General features: G+C 38.9%; 1 protein-coding gene. It reads left to right on the top strand.

Features of this window, described 5'->3' with window-relative positions; all coding sequences use genetic code 11:
* Positions 1 to 6 precede the first annotated feature (6 nt).
* Complete coding sequence (locus AC0L3Q_RS20070; RefSeq protein WP_473282324.1) at positions 7 to 26,328, top strand: non-ribosomal peptide synthase/polyketide synthase; 26,322 nt, start codon at positions 7 to 9, stop codon at positions 26,326 to 26,328.
* The last annotated feature ends 33 nt before the right edge of the window (positions 26,329 to 26,361 follow it).

Genomic DNA, 26,361 nt, shown 5'->3' with positions numbered 1-26,361 from the left:
AAGAAAATGAACAATACAGCATCAATAAGTATCATAGATATATTTGACAAGGCTCTTGATAAAGGAATTACATTCTTTTTAGATGGAGATAATTTGAAAATTAAATTATCAAAAGGGAAAGAGTTGGATAAAGAATTTATGAGCTCTATAAAACCGTATAAAAATGAGATCATTTCTTTTTTGAAGAAATCTTCTACTGAGAATGAAACAGGTACTGTAAAAAGAGAAAAAATCACAGTTAATTCTAAAGCAAAGAAGGGAAAAATACCTCTTTCTTTTGCTCAGGAACGTTTGTGGTTTATCGATCAGCTTGAAGAAGGAAGTATCCATTATCATATGCCAGCAGTTTTTATGGTTTCAGGTCCAATGGATATGAACGTATTAGAAAGTTCTATAAGAACCATTGTGAATCGGCACGAAATCATACGTACCATATACAAAGAAGACAATGGGGTTCCTTACCAGGAAGTAATGGATAAAAATCAATGGGCTTTTGAACCTATTCTTGATATTTCTGGAAAAGACAAAAAGGAAGTTGAAAATATCATTGATGATGAAATCAACAAGCCTTTTGATTTGAGTACAGACCATATGTTGAGAGTTACCTTGTTAGAAGATCAAGGTGTGGTAAAGCAACTCATCTTTAATATGCATCATATCGCTTCAGATGGATGGTCTCAACCTATTTTACTTCAAGAATTATTGACCATTTACTGGGGAGAGGTTTCCGGAGAGAAAGATGTTTTACCACCTTTGGATATTCAGTATTCAGATTATAGCATTTGGCAAAGAACATATTTATCTGGCGAGCAGTTAGAAAACCAGCTAGCGTATTGGAATAATAAATTAGCTGATGTTACTCCATTAGAGTTACCATTAGATTATGGGCGTCCTCACGAACAAAGTATTGCCGGTAGAAATATTGATTTTGTTTTTGATGCTAAACTTTGGGAAGGCTTGAAAACCTTGTCTCAGGATCAGGGTACAACGATGTACATGACGCTATTAGCAGCCTTTAAGGTGTTGTTGCATAAATATAGTGGTCAGCAAGATATTTGTGTGGGTACTCCTATAGCCAATAGAGAGCAGTCTGAAGTGGCTGATTTAATAGGTTTTTTCGTTAATACTTTGGCCTTACGCAGTAATGTGAGTGGAGAGGAGAGTTTTGTTGAACTATTAAGCCAGGTAAAAGAAACCACTTTAGAAGCTTATGAATATCAACAAGTACCTTTTGAGAAAGTTGTAAATAAAGTTACCGATTCTAGAGATGTGAGTCGCAGTCCATTATTTCAGGTAATGTTCGTAATGGATGAAAACGAGGAAGCACTTGAAGAAGGAGGATTGACAGCTCATGATTTTGCATTGAAAGAAGTACATTTTGAAAAAACTATTTCAAAATTTGACCTCACATTTTTTATATCAAATACAGCTGAAGGTTTAGCGGTAACTATCGAATATTGCACAGACTTATTTACAGAAGCTACCATAAGAAATATGGCTTCTCATTTCGAACAGTTGTTAGGCGCTATTATTAGTCAACCCAATGGAGAAGTGAGTGAATTATCAATACTTTCTGAATCAGACCGTTCCCAGATATTAGATGGATTTAACGCTACAGATTTGGATTATGGTTATGGTTCATCGATTGTAGATTGTTTTAGTGCTATTGCAGCAGATTATGGGGATCGTGTAGCGATCAGGGATGGAGCAGTTGCTTTGACATATACGGAGTTGGATGTTTTATCCAATCAGTTAGCACATTATTTATTATCCAATCACCAGATCGGTTTGGATGATTTGGTAGGAGTTAAACTAGAGCGAGGCTCTTGGTTATTGGTATCGTTATTAGGTATTTTAAAATCAGGAGGTGCTTATGTTCCTATTGATTCTGGTTATCCAGCAGATAGGATTGCTCATATAGAATCAGATAGTGGTTGTAAAATTACTATTGATCCTTCTTTTATAGCATCATTTAGAGATGCAGTATCAGATTTACCTACAGATTTACCTTCGGTTGTTATTAATCCAGATACTTTAAGTTATGTGATGTATACCTCTGGATCTACTGGTATGCCAAAAGGGGTAATGATTACTCATGATAATGTAGTTAGTTTATCCAAGAGTTGTGATTACATTCCATTAGATACCGATACAGTTTGGTTATCTACGGGTTCAGTATCATTTGATGCAACTACAATAGAGTTTTGGGGGACCTTACTCAATGGAGGATGTTTGATTTTAAGTGATATGGATTCACTATTAGATTCCTCATCTTTAGGGAATTTAATTGATACTCATAAGGTCACTACATTATGGATGACAGCCTCTTGGTTTCATCAGGTCGTGGAGGAAGATCTAAGTATTTTCTCTGGATTATCGTATTTACTAGTAGGAGGAGATAAGGTATTGTATAAGTATACCAATAGAATCAAGGAAGCTTACCCAGATTTGAAATTACTCAATGGATATGGTCCTACAGAGAACACTACATTTTCGACAACGCATACAATTTTAGGAGATCAGGATCAGGATCTTCCTATCGGTAAGCCGATTAAGAACAGTACAGCCTACATTTTAGACGATAGTCTAGAGGTTTTACCAGTAGGCGTAGTAGGCGAGTTATGTTTAGGCGGATCAGGCTTAGCCAGAGGCTATTTAAATAGAGAGGAATTAACTAGTGAGAAGTTTATCGCTCATCCGTTTAAGGAAGGGGAGCGTTTATATAAGACGGGAGATTTAGCCCGATGGTTACCCGATGGTAGTATTGCCTTTGTAGGTCGTAAGGACGATCAGGTAAAGATTAGAGGGTATCGCATCGAGCTAGGGGAGATCGAGAGTGTTTTACATGATGTAGTAGGAGTTGTACAGGGCGTTGTTCAGGTTACAACGGATGCTCAAGGCGTAAAGCGTTTGGTAGGTTATGTAGTTGTAGAAGCAGATTTAGATCGAGAAGGTATTATAAGTGGTTTAAGTGAGCGTCTACCAGACTATATGATCCCACAGTTATGGGTACTACTGGATAGTCTACCATTGAACCGCAATGGTAAGGTAGATAAGAAGTCCTTACCAAGTGTTGATGTATCCGAGCTACAGGGAGTTGAATATGTAGCCCCTCAGACGATTACTGAAGTGAAGTTATCCCAGTATTGGTCAGAGTTATTAGGCGTAGAAAGAGTAGGTATAGAGGATGATTTCTTTGTATTGGGAGGTCATTCGTTACTAGCGACCAGAGTAGCTACTTATATCCGCAGTGAGTTTGAAGTGGATATTCGTATTAGAGACTTGTTTAGTTACACCAGGTTAGTAGACTTGTGTAGTTATATTGATAGTTTAGAGAAGAGCAGTGTAGTAAGCATCGGTAGTGTTGAGCGTCCAAAGCGTATTCCACTATCCTTTGCACAGGAGCGTCTATGGTTTATTGATCAGTTAGAACAAGGGAGTTCTAGTTATCATATGCCAGGAGTTTTTGAGATCAGTGGGGTTTTAGATAAAGATGTATTAGTAGGCTCGATCAATAAGGTGATCAATCGTCATGAGGTATTACGTACGGTCTATAAGCAAGAAGACGGCGTAGCGTATCAAGAGGGGCTGCCAAAGGATGAGTGGAGATTAGAGAAGCATATCAAGATCGATGGTTTATCCAAAGAAGCTATCGATACATTGATCGATAAAGAGATTGCACGTCCCTTTGATTTGAGTAGTGATCATATGCTACGAGTTACGTTACTAGAAGAAGAAGGTAAGGCGAAGCTATTGATCTTTAACATGCATCATATTGCTTCTGATGGCTGGTCTCATCCGATATTGTTAGAAGAGTTATTAGGGTATTACCGTTCGGAGTTAAAAGGTGAAGCTTTAGCGTTAGCTGATTTACCGATTCAGTATGCGGACTATAGTATTTGGCAACGGGAGTATCTATCAGGAGATCACTTAGCTACACAGCTAGGCTATTGGAGGGATACCTTATCAGGAGTTAGTCCCTTGGAGTTACCCCTGGATTATGTACGCCCCAAGGAACAGAGTATGGCAGGAGATAGTCTAAGCTTTGATTTGAGTTCAGATATTTTAGAAGGTTTAAAGGCTATTTCTAAAGCTAAGGGGAGTACCTTGTTTATGACGCTATTAAGTGCCTTTAAGGTGTTGATGTATAGGTATAGTGGTCAGGATGATATTTGTATAGGTACCCCTATAGCGAATAGAGAACAGGAAGAGGTATCGGGCTTGATCGGCTTTTTTGTCAACACTTTGGCATTGCGTAGTGATTTAAGTGGTAATCCAAGTTTTGAGGCATTACTGGCTCAGGTAAAGAATACGACTTTGAGTGCTTATGAGCATCAGCAGGTTCCCTTTGAGAAGATTGTAAGTGAGGTGGTACGCGATAGAGATATGAGTCGCAGTCCACTATTCCAGGTGATGTTTGCATTACAGAACAATGAGGTATTGGATAGTGATACGAGTCAATCTAATGATGGCTTTGAGTTAGAGGAGTATGGTTTTGGTAACTATAACACTAAATTTGATTTAAACTTTAATGCGGTAGAGACCGAAGAAGGTATTACTCTTCGAGTAGAGTATTGTACGGATTTATTCAAGGCAGAAACCATACAAGATTTAGTAGAACATTTTGAATTACTACTCAACAGTATTCTTATTGATCCAAGTACCGAAATAGGGAATTTGAGAATGCTTTCAGCAGAGGAGTCAGATCGATTATTATATAATTTCAATGAAACAACATTTGATTTTGATAAAGACCAAACAATCACTGATTTATTTTCGACTCAAGTAGCAAAAACACCAGATAATATTGCTTTGGTTTTCGAGGATAGAGAACTAACTTATAAAGAATTAGATGAACTGTCTAATCAATTTGCGAACTACTTGAAATCTCAAAATGATATTCAATCAGAAGATATGGTTGGAATACTTTTGGATCGAAGTGAATGGATGATGATTTCCATCCTAGCAATACTTAAATCCGGAGGAACCTATGTGCCTGTAGACCTTTCCTACCCTCAAGACAGAATAGATTATTTGCTTTCTGATAGTTCTTGCAAAATGTGCATAGATGAAAACGCTATTTCCGCATTTATTGAAACCCAAAAAGATTTTTCAAAGCAGTTCACAGCAACAGCTTCTATCTCATCTTCAAATCTGGCCTATGTAATTTATACATCAGGAACTACGGGAAAACCTAAAGGAGTAATGATAGAACAACGCTCTTTGGTTTCAAGGTTGCTTTTTTACAGAAAATTCTATGCTTTAGATACCAAGGATACCACATTGTTTTATCGTTCATTCAGTTTTGATGGGACATTAGAAGAATATATGCTCCCTTTGACTATAGGAATGAAATGCGTGATTGCTTCGCCAGATTTCAAATTTGATTTACAAAGAAATTTTGTTTCTGCAATAGAACAGCACCAGGTTACTTTGGTAAAAATGCCTCCAGCGTTACTTCATGAATTATTAGAAACACTTAGTGAAGAGGATATTTCAAGGATTTCTTGTTTACGTCATATCATTTCAGGAGGAGATAAACTATCATTACAGGACTATAACAAATTTAGCGAGAGAATAGGTTCGAAAATAAAAGCTAACCTATACAATTCTTATGGACCAACCGAAAATACAATTAACTCAACGATTCATAAGTTTGAAAAAGATACCACATATCATGTAGTTCCAATTGGTAGACCGATAGGAAATTCAAGTGTGTACATCCTTGACGAAAATAATAATCTGCAACCTTTTGGATTCGTAGGTGAACTATGCGTAGGAGGAGTAGGTTTGTCGAGAGGTTATTTGAACAAAGAAGAACTAACTAAAGAGAAGTTTATCGCCCATCCTTTTATTGATGGAGAACGCATCTATAAAACTGGGGATTTAGCGAGATGGCTACCAGACGGAAGCGTACAATTTATCGGGCGTAAAGACAGCCAGGTAAAAATAAGAGGGTATCGTATCGAGCTGGGAGAAATAGAAAGTGTACTACAAGAAGTCGAAGAGATAAACCAAGGCGTAATTGTAGTGAAAGAAGATGGCATAGGAAATAATTTCCTGGCTGGTTATATAGTGGCCGAAACAGATTTTGATAGAGAAAAAATAGTAGCACTACTAAAGAGTAGATTACCAGAATACATGGTCCCTCAATTATGGGTGCCATTGGATGAAATGCCGTTAACAAGTAATGGTAAGATCGATAGAAAATCGTTGTCAAAGGCCGAAATCAAAGATGTGTTACGGGTTGAGTATACCGAGCCTGAGAGTGAGTTAGAAATAACAATAGCTACATATTGGCAAGAGCTGTTAAAAGTAGAAAAGGTAGGTGTTGATGATGATTTCTTTGCCTTAGGAGGGCATTCTCTATTGGCAACTCGGGTTACTACTTTTATCAGAAGTCATTGTAACGTAGATATCCGAATAAAAGACATATTTAGATATACTACCATCCGAAACTTAGCTACCTATATCGAAACGCTGGAACAATCAGAAGTGTCTGGTATCAAAGCAGAAGAAAGACCAGAATTTGTTCCGTTATCATTTGCACAAGAACGTTTATGGTTTATTGACAAATTAGAAGAAGGAAGTGCGAGTTATCACATGCCAGGGGTTTTTGAGATCTCAGGAACTTTGGATCGAGCAGTTTTAGAACGTGCTATCAATAGAATTGTAAATCGCCATGAGGTATTAAGAACCATATATAAAGAACAAAATGGAGTTACCTATCAAGAGGTCATGCCAGAAGATTTATGGTCTTTTGAACCTACCATTGATATTAGTAAAATAACTTCAGAAGAATTAGAAAATACTATAGATAGAGAGATCAATAGATCTTTTAATCTAAGCAAAGATCATATGCTAAGAGTTACTCTGTTAGAAAATGAAGGAGTAGTTAAGCAGTTGATTTTTAATATTCATCATATCGCTTCAGATGGATGGTCACAACCTATTTTATTAGAAGAATTGTTGAGTTTTTATAGAGGAGAACTCTTGAATGAAGAAGTAAATTTACCTTCTTTACCTGTTCAATATGCGGATTATAGTATTTGGCAAAGAGAATATCTTTCAGGAAACAGATTAAAGACGCAATTAGGATATTGGAAAAATAAACTCTCAGGCGTTAAACCTTTAGAATTACCTTTGGATTTTGCCAGACCAAAAGAACAGAGTTTGGATGGGAATACGTTGGACTTTACACTGGATCGTTCAATAGTAAATAAGATCAAAGAACTGTCCAAAGAGCAAGGAGTCACTATGTTTATGACCTTGCTTAGTGCCTTTAAGGTACTAATGTATCGTTATAGTGGGCAAGAAGATATCTGTATAGGTACTCCGATTGCAAACCGTGAACAAGAAGAGGTTGCAGGTTTAATAGGATTCTTTATCAATGCTTTGGCATTGCGAAGTGATCTAAGCGGTAATCCGAGTTTTGAGGAATTACTGGCTCAGGTTAAGGATACTACGCTAGAAGCTTATGAATATCAGCAGGTTCCTTTTGAGAAAATTGTGAATGAAGTGGTGAAACAACGTGATATGAGCCGTAGTCCACTGTTTCAGGTAATGTTTGTGTTGCAAAATAATGAAGAATCAGAGATTGATGTACATTACGAATCTGAAGGATTTGAATTAGAACAACTATCGTTTGATCGAAAAATTTCTCAATTTGATTTAAAATACAGTGCAAGAGAAGATAATGGGGATTTACAAATCACCATCGAGTATTGTACAGATTTATTTACGCAATCTACTGTAGAACGCATGTTCTATCATTATGAGGAATTGCTACAATCTGTGCTTGCTAATAGCACGCACCGAATAGATGAGTTATCTATTCTTCTAGAGGATGAACGCGATCTAATTTTAGGACGCGCTGCAACAGTTGATGGAGATTGGTTTAATGCGGATAGTGTAGATTTAGGTAATGATCGTCCGATCAATGTTCGTTTTGAAGATATTGCTGCGACCTATGAGACTTCGGTTGCTGTTGTTCATAATGATCAGGTCTGGAATTATAAAGAACTAAATGAGTATGCTAATCGATTAGGACATTTACTTCGTAATCTGGGAGTAACTTCTTCAGATTGTGTAGGAGTGTATTTAGATCGTTGTCCGGAGTTTTTGGGATGTTTGATGGGGATCATCAAAAGTGGAGGTATTTATACGCCACTAGACACACAGAATCCGTCACATCGTATAGGATTGATGTTATCCAAACCTGAGATGACTACGTTGATCACAACTAGTGAGTTCTTGGCAACTTTAGAAGATATCCCTCAATCCAGAATTATTCTTGTGGATAAATGCAGTAATGAGTTGAGGATGTCTTATTTTAATAAGAGAAACATCATTATTCGAGATCAAAAGGATCTATCATCAATGCCAGTTGATAACGTGGAGAATCAAAATCGTTTAGACAGCTGGGCATATGTGTTGTACACATCTGGATCTACAGGAGAGCCCAAAGGAGCGATTACACGTCATGATGGGGCGATGAACCATATTTTGGCAGAGTATGAACTAATGAATTTGCCAGATGATTTCAGGTTTTTACAAAGTGCAGGGATAGGTTCAGATATTTCCGTATGGCAAATGCTAGGCCCTGTTTTGAAAGGAGGAGCATGTGTAATCGTCGATAAATATGATCTACTGGATTACAATAAATTATTAAAAATTATAACAGAACATCAAGTAAGCCTTGTCGAGTTTGTTCCTACTTACATGTGGGGCTTATTAGAACATATAAAGAACATTTCATCTGGGGTTGCACTTCCACATTTGGATTGGGTAATGCTTGTTGGAGAATCGATTCCTCCAATGTTAATCAACGAACTAAAACGTTTATACCCTAATATGGGATTAGTGAATGGTTATGGGCCTTGTGAGGCATCAGATGATGTGATTCAATACGAGATTTTAGAAGTATTACCATCAAATCATTCACGAGTGCCTATCGGAAAGGTTATTCAGAACATGAATGCCGTGATTTTGGATAAACAAGGTAACTTATGTCCTATAGGAGTGATCGGGGAAATTTGCGTTAGTGGAGTAGGTGTGGGAGCCGGTTATCTTGGTTTGCCAGAGCGTACTGCGCAGAGTTTTATTGCAAATCCTTTTGAAGATTTATTAGGGGATGTTATGTATAAAACCGGAGATTTAGGTCGCTGGTTGCCTGACGGAAACATGGAGTTTATCGGGCGTTCTGATAACCAAGTGAAAATCCGTGGACATCGAGTAGAGTTAGAAGAAATTGCATCATGCATCCGTAAGGACAACCGAGTGTCTGATTGCCATGTTATGGTATATAAGGCGGATGATGGACAGGAATATCTATTATCATTTGTTGTTTTGAATTCTGTTTCTCAGGAAACATCTTCAGTAATAGATGAATTGCGTGAGTTATGTAAGGGGGAATTGCCTGCCTATATGCATCCATCGCATTACATGATCGTAGATGAAATGCCAATTAACTTAAGTGATAAGGTAGATGGTAAAAAGCTATTGTCGATGTTCCTGGCTCAAGAAGATTTAGGAGGATTAGGAACAACAGCATACGTAGCCCCTCAGACGGTTACAGAAGTGAAGTTATCCCAGTATTGGTCAGAGTTATTAGGCTTAGAAAGAGTAGGTATAGAGGATGATTTCTTTGTACTGGGAGGTCATTCCTTACTAGCGACCAGAGTAGCTACTTATATCCGAGGTGAGTTTGAAGTGGATATTCGTATTAGAGACTTGTTTAGTTACACCAGGTTAGTAGACTTGTGTAGTTATATCGATAGTTTAGAGAAGAGCAGTGTAGTAAGCATCGGTAGTGTTGAGCGTCCAGAACGTATTCCACTATCCTTTGCACAGGAACGTTTATGGTTTATTGATCAGTTAGAACAAGGGAGTTCTAGTTATCATATGCCAGGAGTTTTTGAGATCAGTGGCGCTATTGATATTGAGATCCTACAATCTTCCATAAACGCAATTATCAATCGTCATGAGGTATTACGTACGGTCTATAAGCAAGAAGACGGCGTAGCGTATCAAGAGGTGATGTCAGAGGATCAGTGGGCATTAGAGAAGAACATCAAGATCGATGGTTTATCAAAGGATGCTATTAATACATTGATCGATAAGGAGATTGCACGTCCCTTTGATTTGAGTAGTGATCATATGCTACGCGTTACGTTATTAGAAGAAGAAGGTAAAGCGAAGCTATTGATCTTTAACATGCATCATATTGCTTCTGATGGCTGGTCTCATCCGATATTGTTAGAAGAGTTATTAGGGTATTACCGTTCGGAGTTAAAAGGTGAAGCTTTAGCTTTAGCTGATTTACCGATTCAATATGCGGACTATAGTATTTGGCAACGAGAATATCTATCTGGAGATCGCTTAGCTACACAGCTAGGCTATTGGAGGGATACCTTATCAGGAGTTAGTCCCTTGGAGTTACCCCTGGATTATGTACGCCCCAAGGAACAGAGTATGGCAGGGGATAGTCTAAGCTTTGATTTGAGTTCAGATATTTTAGAAGGTTTAAAGGCTATTTCTAAAGCTAAGGGGAGTACTTTGTTTATGACGCTATTAAGTGCCTTTAAGGTGTTGATGTATAGATATAGTGGTCAGGATGATATTTGTATAGGTACTCCTATAGCGAATAGAGAACAGGAAGAGGTATCGGGCTTGATCGGCTTTTTTGTCAACACTTTGGCCTTAAGAAGTGATTTGAGTGGTAATCCAAGTTTTGAGGCGTTACTGGCTCAGGTAAAGGATACGACTTTGAGTGCTTATGAGCATCAGCAGGTTCCCTTTGAGAAGATAGTAAGTGAGGTGGTACGCAATAGAGATATGAGTCGCAGTCCTCTATTCCAGGTAATGTTTGCATTACAGAACAATGAGGTATTGGATAGTGATACGAGTCAATCTAATGATGGCTTTGAGTTAGAGGAGTATGGTTTTGGTGGTCAAAGCGCAAAGTTTGAGATGACCGTTTCTATGGCTGAGCTAGAGGATGGTCTAGGACTAACGATTGGCTATTGTACAGATTTATTCAAGGCAGAGACCATTACCAGGTTAGTGGCTCACTTTGAGATCTTGCTGAGAAGTATCATTAGGGATACGAGTCAGGCGATAGGAGGATTAAAGATGTTATCGGCCAGGGAAGAGCAAGAAGTGGTATTTGATTTTAACCAGACAGAAGTTGGGTATGCAACAGATCAAACGATTTTGGATGTATTTTCAAGACAAGTAGCGGCACATCCCGATAAGGTTGCTTTGGTTTACAAAGAGGAGGAGCTTACCTATAGAGCGCTAGATGAGTTATCGAACCAGTTAGCACACTGCTTGAGATCTCAAGGGGTTAGCTTAGGATCAGGAGTAGGTATTTTATTCCGTCGTAGTACAGAGATGATCGTAAGTATTTTAGGAGTTTTAAAATCAGGCGGGGTGTATGTTCCTTTAGACCCTACCTTACCTTTATCACGATTATCCTATATCCAGGAAGATGCAGATTTATCATGTATCGTTAGTAATGATATAGATTTATACAATGAGATAGGTCTTGATGCATCCTTGTATTTGGAGTATAATCAGTTTACAGGATATCCAGTATCTGGATTTGATTTTGAAGGTGATATTACTTCTTCGGCCTATGTGATGTATACCTCAGGTACGACAGGTCGTCCCAAAGGTATCGAGATCACCCAGGAAAATATTTTGACATTGATCTATGATCAGGGTAGTATTGTTATCGGCGAAGATGATCGCGTGTTACAATGGTCGAACTATGCCTTTGATGGATCTACCTATGAGATTTTTGGTAGTTTATTAAGCGGAGCTAGTTTATATATGATCAGTGAATCAGAGGCCCCTTATGCTTCAGAGTTAAGTGGAGTGTTTAAGCGTTATGATATTACGGTTAGTTTTATGACTACGGCGCTGTTTAATTCTTTTGTGGATTATGATGTAGACGGCTTATCGGGTGTTCGTAAGTTATTATTTGGAGGAGAGCTGGTCTCTGTTCCTCATGTAGAGCGAGCCTTGTCAGCTTTGGGTAGTGATCGATTGATTCATGTGTATGGTCCTACCGAGACTACTGTTTTTGCGACGTATTACCCGATTGATTCCGTAGCGAGTCTAGGAGTTACCGTTCCGATCGGTTATCCATTATCGAATATGCAGACCTACATTTTAGGCGATAGTCTAGAGGTTTTACCAGTAGGCGTAGTAGGCGAGTTATGTTTAGGTGGATCCGGCTTAGCCAGAGGCTATTTAAATAGAGAGGAATTAACTAGTGAGAAGTTTATCGCTCATCCGTTTAAGGAAGGGGAGCGTTTATATAAGACAGGAGATTTAGCCCGATGGTTACCTGATGGTAGTATTGCCTTTGTAGGTCGTAAGGACGATCAGGTAAAGATTAGAGGGTATCGCATCGAGCTAGGGGAGATCGAGAGTGTTTTACATGATGTGGCAGGAGTTGTACAGGGCGTTGTTCAGGTGACTACCGATAGTCAGGGCGTAAAGCGTTTGGTAGGTTATGTAGTTGTAGAAGCAGATTTAGATCGAGAAGGTATTATAAGTGGTTTAAGTGAGCGCCTGCCAGACTATATGATCCCACAGTTATGGGTGCTACTGGATAGTCTACCATTGAACCGCAATGGTAAGGTAGATAAGAAGTCTTTACCAAGTGTTGATGTATCCGAGCTACAGGGAGTTGAATATGTAGCTCCACAGACGATTACTGAAGTGAAGTTATCCCAGTATTGGTCAGAGTTATTAGGCATAGAAAGAGTAGGTATAGAGGATGATTTCTTTGTATTGGGAGGTCATTCCTTACTAGCGACCAGAGTAGCGACTTATATCCGAGGTGAGTTTGAAGTAGATATTCGTATTAGAGACTTGTTTAGTTACACCAGGTTAGTAGACTTGTGTAGTTATATTGATAGTTTAGAGAAGAGCAGTGTAGTAAGCATCGGTAGTGTTGAGCGTCCAAAGCGTATTCCACTATCCTTTGCACAGGAAAGACTATGGTTTATCGATCAGTTAGAACAAGGGAGTTCTAGTTATCATATGCCAGGAGTTTTTGAGATCAGTGGCGCTATTGATATTGAGATCCTACAATCTTCCATAAACGCAATTATCAATCGTCATGAGGTATTACGTACGGTCTATAAGCAAGAAGACGGCGTAGCGTATCAAGAGGTGATGTCAGAGGATCAGTGGGCATTAGAGAAGAACATCAAGATCGATGGTTTATCAAAGGATGCTATTAATACATTGATCGATAAGGAGATTGCACGTCCCTTTGATTTGAGTAGTGATCATATGCTACGCGTTACGTTATTAGAAGAAGAAGGTAAGGCGAAGCTATTGATCTTTAACATGCATCATATTGCTTCTGATGGCTGGTCACATCCGATATTGTTAGAAGAGTTATTAGGGTATTACCGTTCGGAGTTAAAAGGTGAAGCTTTAGCTTTAGCTGATTTACCGATTCAATATGCGGATTATAGTATTTGGCAACGGGAGTATCTATCTGGAGATCGCTTAGCTACACAGCTAGGCTATTGGAGGGATACCTTATCAGGAGTTAGTCCCTTGGAGTTACCCCTGGATTATGTACGCCCCAAGGAACAGAGTATGGCAGGGGATAGTCTAAGCTTTGATTTGAGTTCAGATATTTTAGAAGGTTTAAAGGCTATTTCTAAAGCTAAGGGGAGTACTTTGTTTATGACGCTATTAAGTGCCTTTAAGGTGTTGATGTATAGATATAGTGGTCAGGATGATATTTGTATAGGTACTCCTATAGCGAATAGAGAACAGGAAGAGGTATCGGGCTTGATCGGCTTTTTTGTCAACACTTTGGCCTTAAGAAGTGATTTGAGTGGTAATCCAAGTTTTGAGGCGTTACTGGCTCAGGTAAAGGATACGACTTTGAGTGCTTATGAGCATCAGCAGGTTCCCTTTGAGAAGATAGTAAGTGAGGTGGTACGCAATAGAGATATGAGTCGCAGTCCTCTATTCCAGGTAATGTTTGCATTACAGAACAATGAGGTATTGGATAGTGATACGAGTCAATCTAATGATGGCTTTGAGTTAGAGGAGTATGGTTTTGGTGGTCAAAGCGCAAAGTTTGAGATGACCGTTTCTATGGCTGAGCTAGAGGATGGTCTAGGACTAACGATTGGCTATTGTACAGATTTATTCAAGGCAGAGACCATTACCAGGTTAGTGGCTCACTTTGAGATCTTGCTGAGAAGTATCATTAGGGATACGAGTCAGGCGATAGGAGGATTAAAGATGTTATCGGCCAGGGAAGAGCAAGAAGTGGTATTTGATTTTAACCAGACAGAAGTTGGGTATGCAACAGATCAAACGATTTTGGATGTATTTTCAAGACAAGTAGCGGCACATCCCGATAAGGTTGCTTTGGTTTACAAAGAGGAGGAGCTTACCTATAGAGCGCTAGATGAGTTATCGAACCAGTTAGCACACTGCTTGAGATCTCAAGGGGTTAGCTTAGGATCAGGAGTAGGTATTTTATTCCGTCGTAGTACAGAGATGATCGTAAGTATTTTAGGAGTTTTAAAATCAGGCGGGGTGTATGTTCCTTTAGACCCTACCTTACCTTTATCACGATTATCCTATATCCAGGAAGATGCAGATTTATCATGTATCGTTAGTAATGATATAGATTTATACAATGAGATAGGTCTTGATGCATCCTTGTATTTGGAGTATAATCAGTTTACAGGATATCCAGTATCTGGATTTGATTTTGAAGGTGATATTACTTCTTCGGCCTATGTGATGTATACCTCAGGTACGACAGGTCGTCCCAAAGGTATCGAGATCACCCAGGAAAATATTTTGACATTGATCTATGATCAGGGTAGTATTGTTATCGGCGAAGATGATCGCGTGTTACAATGGTCGAACTATGCCTTTGATGGATCTACCTATGAGATTTTTGGTAGTTTATTAAGCGGAGCTAGTTTATATATGATCAGTGAATCAGAGGCCCCTTATGCTTCAGAGTTAAGTGGAGTGTTTAAGCGTTATGATATTACGGTTAGTTTTATGACTACGGCGCTGTTTAATTCTTTTGTGGATTATGATGTAGACGGCTTATCGGGTGTTCGTAAGTTATTATTTGGAGGAGAGCTGGTCTCTGTTCCTCATGTAGAGCGAGCCTTGTCAGCTTTGGGTAGTGATCGATTGATTCATGTGTATGGTCCTACCGAGACTACTGTTTTTGCGACGTATTACCCGATTGATTCCGTAGCGAGTCTAGGAGTTACCGTTCCGATCGGTTATCCATTATCGAATATGCAGACCTACATTTTAGGCGATAGTCTAGAGGTTTTACCAGTAGGCGTAGTAGGCGAGTTATGTTTAGGTGGATCCGGCTTAGCCAGAGGCTATTTAAATAGAGAGGAATTAACTAGTGAGAAGTTTATCGCTCATCCGTTTAAGGAAGGGGAGCGTTTATATAAGACAGGAGATTTAGCCCGATGGTTACCTGATGGTAGTATTGCCTTTGTAGGTCGTAAGGACGATCAGGTAAAGATTAGAGGGTATCGCATCGAGCTAGGGGAGATCGAGAGTGTTTTACATGATGTGGCAGGAGTTGTACAGGGCGTTGTTCAGGTGACTACCGATAGTCAGGGCGTAAAGCGTTTGGTAGGTTATGTAGTTGTAGAAGCAGATTTAGATCGAGAAGGTATTATAAGTGGTTTAAGTGAGCGCCTGCCAGACTATATGATCCCACAGTTATGGGTGCTACTGGATAGTCTACCATTGAACCGCAATGGTAAGGTAGATAAGAAGTCTTTACCAAGTGTTGATGTATCCGAGCTACAGGGAGTTGAATATGTAGCTCCACAGACGATTACTGAAGTGAAGTTATCCCAGTATTGGTCAGAGTTATTAGGCATAGAAAGAGTAGGTATAGAGGATGATTTCTTTGTATTGGGAGGTCATTCCTTACTAGCGACCAGAGTAGCGACTTATATCCGAGGTGAGTTTGAAGTAGATATTCGTATTAGAGACTTGTTTAGTTACACCAGGTTAGTAGACTTGTGTAGTTATATTGATAGTTTAGAGAAGAGCAGTGTAGTAAGCATCGGTAGTGTTGAGCGTCCAAAGCGTATTCCACTATCCTTTGCACAGGAGCGTTTATGGTTTATCGATCAGTTAGAGCAAGGGAGTTCTAGTTATCATATGCCAGGAGTTTTTGAGATCAGTGGGGTTTTAGATAAAGATGTATTAGTAGGCTCGATCAATAAGGTGATCAATCGTCATGAGGTATTACGTACGGTCTATAAGCAAGAAGACGGCGTAGCGTATCAAGAGGTGCTGCCAGAGGATCAGTGGGCATTAGAGAAGAACATCAAGATCGATGGTTTATCCAAAGAAGCTATCGATACTTTGATCGATAAGGAGATTGCACGTCCCTTTGATTTGAGTTGTGATCATATGCTACGAGTTACGTTACTAGAAGAAGAAGGTAAGGCGAAGCTATTGATCTTTAACATGCATCATATTGCTTCTGATGGCTGGTCACATCCGATATTGTTAGAAGAGTTATTAGGGTATTACCGTTCGGAGTTAAAAGGTGAAGCTTTAGCGTTAGCTGATTTACCGATTCAGTATGCGGATTATAGTATTTGGCAACGAGAGTATCTATCAGGAGATCGCTTAGCTACACAGTTGGGCTATTGGAGGGATACTTTATCAGGAGTTAGTCCCTTGGAGCTACCCCTGGATTATGTACGTCCTAAGGAACAGAGTATGGCAGGGGATAGCCTGAGCTTTGATTTGAGTTCAGATATCTTAGAAGGCTTAAAGGAGATTTCTAAAGACAAGGGGAGTACTTTGTTTATGACGCTATTAAGTGCCTTTAAGGTGTTGATGTATAGATATAGTGGTCAGGATGATATTTGTATAGGTACTCCTATAGCGAATAGAGAACAGGAAGAGGTATCGGGCTTGATCGGCTTTTTTGTCAACACTTTGGCATTGCGAAGTGATTTGAGTGGTAATCCAAGTTTTGAGGCGTTACTGGCTCAGGTAAAGGATACGACTTTGAGTGCTTATGAGCATCAGCAGGTTCCCTTTGAGAAGATAGTAAGTGAGGTGGTACGCGATAGAGATATGAGTCGCAGTCCACTATTCCAGGTGATGTTTGCTTTACAGAACAATGAGGTATTGGATAGTGATACGAGTCAATCTAATGATGGCTTTGAGTTAGAGGAGTATGGTTTTGGTGGTCAAAGCGCTAAGTTTGAGATGACCGTTTCTATGGCTGAGCTAGAGGATGGTCTAGGACTAACGATCGGCTATTGTACAGATTTATTCAAGGCAGAGACCATTACCAGGTTAGTAGCTCACTTTGAGATCTTACTGAGAAGTATCATTAGTGATACGAGTCAGGCGATAGGAGGATTAAAGATGTTATCGGCCAAGGAAGAGCAAGAAGTCGTATTTGATTTTAATCAGACAGAAGTTGAGTATGCAGCAGATCAAACGATTTTGGATGTATTTTCAAGACAAGTAGCCGCACATCCAGATAAGGTTGCTTTGGTATACAAAGAGGAAGCACTTACCTATAGAGCACTAGATGAGTTATCGAACCAGTTAGCACACTGCTTGAGATCTCAAGGGGTTAGTTTAGGATCAGGAGTAGGTATTTTATTCCGTCGTAGTACAGAGATGATCGTAAGTATTTTAGGAGTTTTAAAATCAGGCGGGGTGTATGTTCCTTTAGACCCTACCTTACCTTTATCACGATTATCCTATATTCAGGAAGATGCAGATTTATCATGTATCGTTAGTAATGATATAGATTTATACAATGAGATAGGTCTTGATGCATCCTTGTATTTGGAGTATAACCAGCTTACGGGATACCCAGTCTCTGGATTTGATTTTGAAGGTGATATTACTTCTTCGGCCTATGTGATGTATACCTCAGGTACGACAGGTCGTCCCAAAGGTATCGAGATCACCCAGGAAAATATTTTGACATTGATCTATGATCAGGGTAGTATTGTTATCGGCGAAGATGATCGCGTGTTACAATGGTCGAACTATGCCTTTGATGGATCTACCTATGAGATTTTTGGTAGTTTATTAAGCGGAGCTAGTTTATATATGATCAGTGAATCAGAGGCCCCTTATGCTTCAGAGTTAAGTGGAGTGTTTAAGCGTTATGATATTACGGTTAGTTTTATGACTACGGCGCTGTTTAATTCTTTTGTGGATTATGATGTAGACGGCTTATCGGGTGTTCGTAAGTTATTATTTGGAGGAGAGCTGGTCTCTGTTCCTCATGTAGAGCGAGCCTTGTCAGCTTTGGGTAGTGATCGATTGATTCATGTGTATGGTCCTACCGAGACTACTGTTTTTGCGACGTATTACCCGATTGATTCCGTAGCGAGTCTAGGAGTTACCGTTCCGATCGGTTATCCATTATCGAATATGCAGACCTACATTTTAGGCGATAGTCTAGAGGTTTTACCAGTAGGCGTAGTAGGCGAGTTATGTTTAGGCGGATCCGGCTTAGCCAGAGGCTATTTAAATAGAGAGGAATTAACTAGTGAGAAGTTTATCGCTCATCCGTTTAAGGAAGGGGAGCGTTTATATAAGACAGGAGATTTAGCCCGATGGTTACCTGATGGTAGTATTGCCTTTGTAGGTCGTAAGGACGATCAGGTAAAGATTAGAGGGTATCGCATCGAGCTAGGGGAGATCGAGAGTGTTTTACATGATGTGGCAGGAGTTGTACAGGGCGTTGTTCAGGTGACTACCGATAGTCAGGGCGTAAAGCGTTTGGTAGGTTATGTAGTTGTAGAAGCAGATTTAGATCGAGAAGGTATTATAAGTGGTTTAAGTGAGCGCCTGCCAGACTATATGATCCCACAGTTATGGGTGCTACTGGATAGTCTACCATTGAACCGCAATGGTAAGGTAGATAAGAAGTCTTTACCAAGTGTTGATGTATCCGAGCTACAGGGAGTTGAATATGTAGCTCCACAGACGATTACTGAAGTGAAGTTATCCCAGTATTGGTCAGAGTTATTAGGCATAGAAAGAGTAGGTATAGAGGATGATTTCTTTGTATTGGGAGGTCATTCCTTACTAGCGACCAGAGTAGCGACTTATATCCGAGGTGAGTTTGAAGTAGATATTCGTATTAGAGACTTGTTTAGTTACACCAGGTTAGTAGACTTGTGTAGTTATATTGATAGTTTAGAGAAGAGCAGTGTAGTAAGCATCGGTAGTGTTGAGCGTCCAAAGCGTATTCCACTATCCTTTGCACAGGAGCGTTTATGGTTTATCGATCAGTTAGAGCAAGGGAGTTCTAGTTATCATATGCCAGGAGTTTTTGAGATCAGTGGGGTTTTAGATAAAGATGTATTAGTAGGCTCGATCAATAAGGTGATCAATCGTCATGAGGTATTACGTACGGTCTATAAGCAAGAAGACGGCGTAGCGTATCAAGAGGTGCTGCCAGAGGATCAGTGGGCATTAGAGAAGAACATCAAGATCGATGGTTTATCCAAAGAAGCTATCGATACTTTGATCGATAAGGAGATTGCACGTCCCTTTGATTTGAGTTGTGATCATATGCTACGAGTTACGTTACTAGAAGAAGAAGGTAAGGCGAAGCTATTGATCTTTAACATGCATCATATTGCTTCTGATGGCTGGTCACATCCGATATTGTTAGAAGAGTTATTAGGGTATTACCGTTCGGAGTTAAAAGGTGAAGCTTTAGCGTTAGCTGATTTACCGATTCAGTATGCGGATTATAGTATTTGGCAACGAGAGTATCTATCAGGAGATCGCTTAGCTACACAGTTGGGCTATTGGAGGGATACTTTATCAGGAGTTAGTCCCTTGGAGCTACCCCTGGATTATGTACGTCCTAAGGAACAGAGTATGGCAGGGGATAGCCTGAGCTTTGATTTGAGTTCAGATATCTTAGAAGGCTTAAAGGAGATTTCTAAAGACAAGGGGAGTACTTTGTTTATGACGCTATTAAGTGCCTTTAAGGTGTTGATGTATAGATATAGTGGTCAGGATGATATTTGTATAGGTACTCCTATAGCGAATAGAGAACAGGAAGAGGTATCGGGCTTGATCGGCTTTTTTGTCAACACTTTGGCATTGCGAAGTGATTTGAGTGGTAATCCAAGTTTTGAGGCGTTACTGGCTCAGGTAAAGGATACGACTTTGAGTGCTTATGAGCATCAGCAGGTTCCCTTTGAGAAGATAGTAAGTGAGGTGGTACGCGATAGAGATATGAGTCGCAGTCCACTATTCCAGGTGATGTTTGCTTTACAGAACAATGAGGTATTGGATAGTGATACGAGTCAATCTAATGATGGCTTTGAGTTAGAGGAGTATGGTTTTGGTGGTCAAAGCGCTAAGTTTGAGATGACCGTTTCTATGGCTGAGCTAGAGGATGGTCTAGGACTAACGATCGGCTATTGTACAGATTTATTCAAGGCAGAGACCATTACCAGGTTAGTAGCTCACTTTGAGATCTTACTGAGAAGTATCATTAGTGATACGAGTCAGGCGATAGGAGGATTAAAGATGTTATCGGCCAAGGAAGAGCAAGAAGTCGTATTTGATTTTAATCAGACAGAAGTTGAGTATGCAGCAGATCAAACGATTTTGGATGTATTTTCAAGACAAGTAGCCGCACATCCAGATAAGGTTGCTTTGGTATACAAAGAGGAAGCACTTACCTATAGAGCACTAGATGAGTTATCCAACCAGTTAGCACATTATTTATTGTCAAATTATGATCTTGCTGTTGAAGATTTAGTAGGGATCAAGTTAGATCGCAGCCAATGGTTACTCGTTTCCATTCTTGGAATTTTAAAAACAGGAGCTGCTTATGTACCTGTTGATCCGGATTATCCGGCAGAACGAATTTCTTATATAGAAAAGAACAGTAATTGTAAAGTAACCATCGATAGTGATTTCATATCCGAATTTAACTCAGCGTTAGCATCCTATAGCGTTTCTGTTCCAAATGTAATAGTAACATCAAATGATTTGAGCTACGTAATGTATACTTCGGGATCAACAGGTGCTCCCAAAGGTGTAATGATTACTCATGGTAATGTGGTTAGTTTGGCGACATCCTGTGATTATATTCCATTGCAGCCAGATACGATTTGGCTATCTACAGGTTCGGTATCTTTTGATGCAACCACGATAGAGTTCTGGGGGACCTTATTAAATGGTGGGCAGTTGGTACTAACAGATACAGATAGTTTACTAGACACTATAAAATTAGAGAATGCTATTTCCTCTTATGGTATAAATACCATGTGGATGACAGCTTCCTGGTTCCATCAGGTAGCAGAAGAAAATATTTCTATTTTCTCAGGCCTTGACTATTTAATGGTAGGTGGAGATAAAGTCTTGTTTAAATATACCAATATGTTGAAGCAAGCTTATCCAGAAATTACACTTGTAAATGGATATGGTCCTACAGAAAATACTACTTTTTCTACAACATTTACCATTCCGGGAGGGTATGGTAAAGATCTTCCGATAGGGAAACCAATACTAAACAGCCAGGCATATATTTTGAGTAATAACTTGGAAATAGTGCCTGTAGGTGTAGTTGGAGAACTATGCTTAGGAGGTTCTGGATTATCCCTAGGATATCTGAATAGAGAAGATCTCACAGATGCTAAATTTGTGTCGAACCCATTCAAAAAAGGAGAAAAGATCTACAAAACCGGAGATTTAGCAAGATGGTTACCCGATGGTAATATCGAGTTTCTAGGTCGTAAAGATGATCAGGTAAAGATCCGTGGTTATCGTATAGAACTAGGAGAGATCGAAAGTGTTTTACAAGAGGTAGAAGGAGTTACCCAAGGTGTTGTTGTAGTTCATCAAGATGAAGAAAACACCAAGCGCTTAGTAGGATACGTAGCAGCAGAAGAGACAACAGATCGTGAAGATATTATCTCTTCATTATCTACTCGTTTGCCAGACTATATGATTCCACAGTTATGGGTTCGTTTAGACGCACTTCCATTAAACAGAAATGGTAAAGTAGATAAAAAAGCATTGCCGTCACCAGAAGGTATAGCATTAAATGATGTGCCTTATGTAGCACCAGTTACACCAACACAAATTGCATTAGTAGAGTACTGGCAAAATCTGTTGGAGCATGATAAAGTAGGTATAGAGGATGATTTCTTTGTATTGGGTGGTCACTCTTTGCTTGCAACAAGAGTTGCAACCTTTATTCGCAATCACTTTGAAGTAGATATAAGAATTCGAGATTTATTTATCCATACAACCATACATTCATTATCAAATTATATTGATCATTTGGATCAAAGTGATGTGGTTCGTATTGATACGATTGATCGTTTAGATAAAATTCCACTATCATTTGCACAAGAACGTTTATGGTTTATTGATCAGTTAGAGCCAGGGAGTTCAAGCTATCATATGCCTGGAGTTTTTGCAATAGAAGGAGATTTGGATACAGCTGCCTTATTGGTATCAATCAATAAAGTAATAAATCGACACGAAGTGTTACGTACGGTTTACTATGAGGTAGATGGGGTGCCATATCAAAAAATAATGCCTGAAAATGGTTGGCAGTTTGAACCAAGTATTCATATAGAAGGTTTAAGTGAAAAAGAAGTTTTTGAAATTGTAGATAACGAAATCGTACGACCTTTCGATTTGAGTAGGGATTACATGCTACGTATAACCTTGTTAGAAGAAGACGGAAAACCGAAGCTATTGATTTTTAATATGCATCATATTGCTTCTGATGGTTGGTCGCGCCCTATTTTATTACAGGAATTATCGGCTACATATAGAGCAGAGATAGCAAATAATGAAGTACAGTTACCAGCCTTACCAATTCAATATGCAGATTATAGCATTTGGCAACGTGAGTATCTATCAGGAGATCGATTAGAAACCCAGTTGGGGTATTGGAGAGATCAGTTGTTCGGAGTTACGCCTTTAGAACTACCATTAGATTTCGATCGCTCAAAAATACAGTCTATATCCGGAAATCATTTGAGTTATCAGTTAAACAATGAAATCCTATTAGGACTAAGGGAAGTATCACAACAAGAGGGTACAACCATGTTTATGACTTTATTAAGTGCTTTCAAGGTTTTGATGTATCGTTATAGTGATCAAACAGATATTTGTGTAGGTACTCCAATAGCCAATAGAGAACAAGAGGAAGTAGCTGGGTTAATCGGCTTTTTTGTCAACACTTTGGCACTACGCAGCGACTTGAGTGGTAACCCAAGTTTCAAAGAGTTACTTAATCAGGTAAAGAATACAACCTTACAAGCATACGAACATCAACAAGTTCCATTCGAGAAAATCGTAAGTGAGGTAGTAAGAGATCGTGATATGAGTCGCAGTCCACTGTTTCAGGTAATGTTTTCTATGCATAATAGCACAAAAACTACAACTCAAACATGTGTAGATAGTAATGGACTTAATCTTGAGGATATCTCCGTTGATACTTCAACTTCGCAATTTGAACTGACATTTTCAATAGCAGAATTTGAGGACAGCCTGGGGATTAATGTAGAATATTGCTCAGATTTGTTCAAAGAAGAAACAATTTCAAGAATGTTAGGTCATTTTGAAGTCTTATTAGGTAGTGTTCTTCAGGATATAAATCAAGGAATTGCTGAGTTAGAGATACTTCCTTCTTCAGAAAGACAACAGCTATTATCTGTTTTCAATCCGAAGAAAATTTCGGATGCTGATGAGGATACCATACTGGACGCGTTTGCAAGACAGGTGGCAGATACTCCTGATAATATCGCAATAGTGTTTGAGAATAAGAAGTTTACCTACCAGGAGTTGGATATGTGTTCTAATCAATTAGCGAATTATCTAGTACATCAATATAAAGTTTCCGTAGAGGATCTTATCGCAATTCAGCTAGATCGCAGTGAATGGATGATTATTTCCATATTAGCCGTTCTGAAATCAGGAGGAGCTTATGTTCCTATTGATCCAAGTTATCCGGTTGATAGAATAGAGTTCATAACAAAAGATAGTGCTTGTAACGTTACTATTGATCAGGGTTTTATAAAGGAATTTAACAAAGAACGTTTATCAACAGATGAAACAATCCCAGAACTAACTATTTCTGGAGACAGTTTGTCTTATGTGATTTATACTTCAGGATCTACGGGGCAACCTAAAGGAGTACTAATAGAACATGCTTCTTTGTTGGATTATGCAAAAACGTTTGCCTCTTATTTTGAGCTTACTGATCAAGATAGTATTTTACAGCAAGCGAGTATTTCTTTTGATACTTCTGTTGAGGAGATTTTCCCAATATTAATTTCGGGAGGAACGCTTATTGTATCCAAAGACTCACAAGATCTGGAAGAACTAGTATCCGAATGTGAAAAACATTACATCACTTTACTTAGTACCAACCCGTACGTTCTAGAATATCTGAACGAACATCATCATGAATACGATCTTTGTATCCGTGCCTTGATAAGCGGGGGAGATGTGTTGAAAAAAGATTTTGTTTCTAACATTTATACAAAGTTTGATATTTTTAATACTTATGGTCCTACAGAAAGTACGGTGTGTGCTACGTATCATAAAGTTGAACGACTCGATTTTAGTATTCCTATTGGTACTCCTATTGCAAATAGAGATATTCTGATTTTAAATGAATATGGTCAACTCACACCAACAGGTGTTGTTGGGGAACTATGTATCGGAGGAAAAGGTTTATCCAGAGGATATCTAAATCGTGCAGCGTTAACACAAGAAAAATTTGTTGCTCATCCATTCCATAAAGGAGAACGTTTATATAAAACAGGAGATCTGGCAAAATGGTTGCCAAATGGTTCGATAGATTTTATTGGAAGAAAAGATGATCAGGTTAAAATTCGAGGGTATCGTATCGAATTAGGAGAGATCGAAAGAATTCTTCAAGAAGAACATACCGTGAAGAGTTGTTGTGTTCTTGCAAAAGAAGATAACTCAGGCAATAAACGTCTGGTAGGATATGTAGTTGCTGCGGATCGTTTTGATAAGGAAGAGATCGTCACTTCTTTAAAAGGAAGATTACCAGAATATATGGTTCCTCAGCTATGGGTAGAGTTAGAAACGCTTCCATTATCCAATAATGGAAAAGTGAATACCAAAGCTTTACCTGAGTTAGATGTTAAAGCGATGTTGACTACAGAGTATGTTGCTCCAAGTTCGACAATAGAAGTAAAATTAGCTAAGATTTGGGAAGACTTGCTTGATATTGAAAAAGTAGGAGTTCATGATGATTTCTTCAATTTGGGAGGACATTCATTAATTGCAGTGAAACTGGTAAGTCGTATTAAAAAAGAATTTAATACACCATCAGTTACCATTAGACATATTTTTGAAAATTCTACAATTGAGTCGCTTTCTGAATTCATAACAACAGCAGATAAAGTGATCGAGAATAAAAGGCTTACGCTTTTGAAACCAGGAAATGATACTCCTCCAATTTTTATTTTACCAGGAGTTTTTGGAGTGGCTGATTTTTACTACGACTTAGGAACTGCTTTTGATACAAATCGACCAGTATACGGAATTGACATGTTTGGGCTTAATGAAGGCGAAAAACCTTTCGCTAATATTGAGGATATCGCAAAAGCAAACATAGAACTCATTACTTCCATACAGCCCGAAGGGCCATATGATTTAGTAGGTCATTCTTTTGGAGGTTTGGTGGCAGCTGAGATGATGAAACAATTCTCTCAGGAGCTTGATAAAGAAGCCAAGGTCTTTGTGTTGGATGTATTCCCAGAATTTAAACCGTATTCAGGAGACGAATTAGTTCAAGCTATCATGTACTTACTGTATGAGTTTGTAAGTAATGACTATTTCAGAATTAAAAAATCTTCTCAAGATATGGATTTACAACACGAATTAGAGACGAAATTAAAAGCGTCTGATGTAGCGCAATATTGGGAGGTTATTGGTCAATTTATCGAGGCACATACTACAGGAGATGATGATATATCAGAATTTGAAAGAATTTATAAAGTCTTCCACAGTAATATGATCATGCAGTACCAGGTAGCACCTACGGTAGCCGACGAGTTGTTTTTGGTAATCGCAAAAGAGCAGGGCGAAGTAGAAAATCACTCATTAATGAGGCAACAGTGGAAAGCGATAGTACCGCATATACACATTCTGGAAACAGAAGGGAATCACAATACGATGATTAAAGGTGATTATGCCAAACAACTTGCATCACAAATCGTGACCTTCTTTGAATTATCATCTGAAGAAGAAACCATCTAGAATTAAAACACAAAACATTATGAAAATACTAGC

It is taken from the genome of Aquimarina sp. KJ22-3 (genome assembly GCF_055808215.1).
The sequence above is the reverse complement of the archived record's forward strand: the minus strand, read 5'-3'. Positions and strand labels throughout refer to the sequence as shown.

Excerpts from the sequence above, each read along its gene's own strand:
- AC0L3Q_RS20070 (WP_473282324.1), top strand. The coding sequence starts at position 7 with ATGAACAATACAGCATCAATAAGTATCATAGATATATTTGACAAGGCT.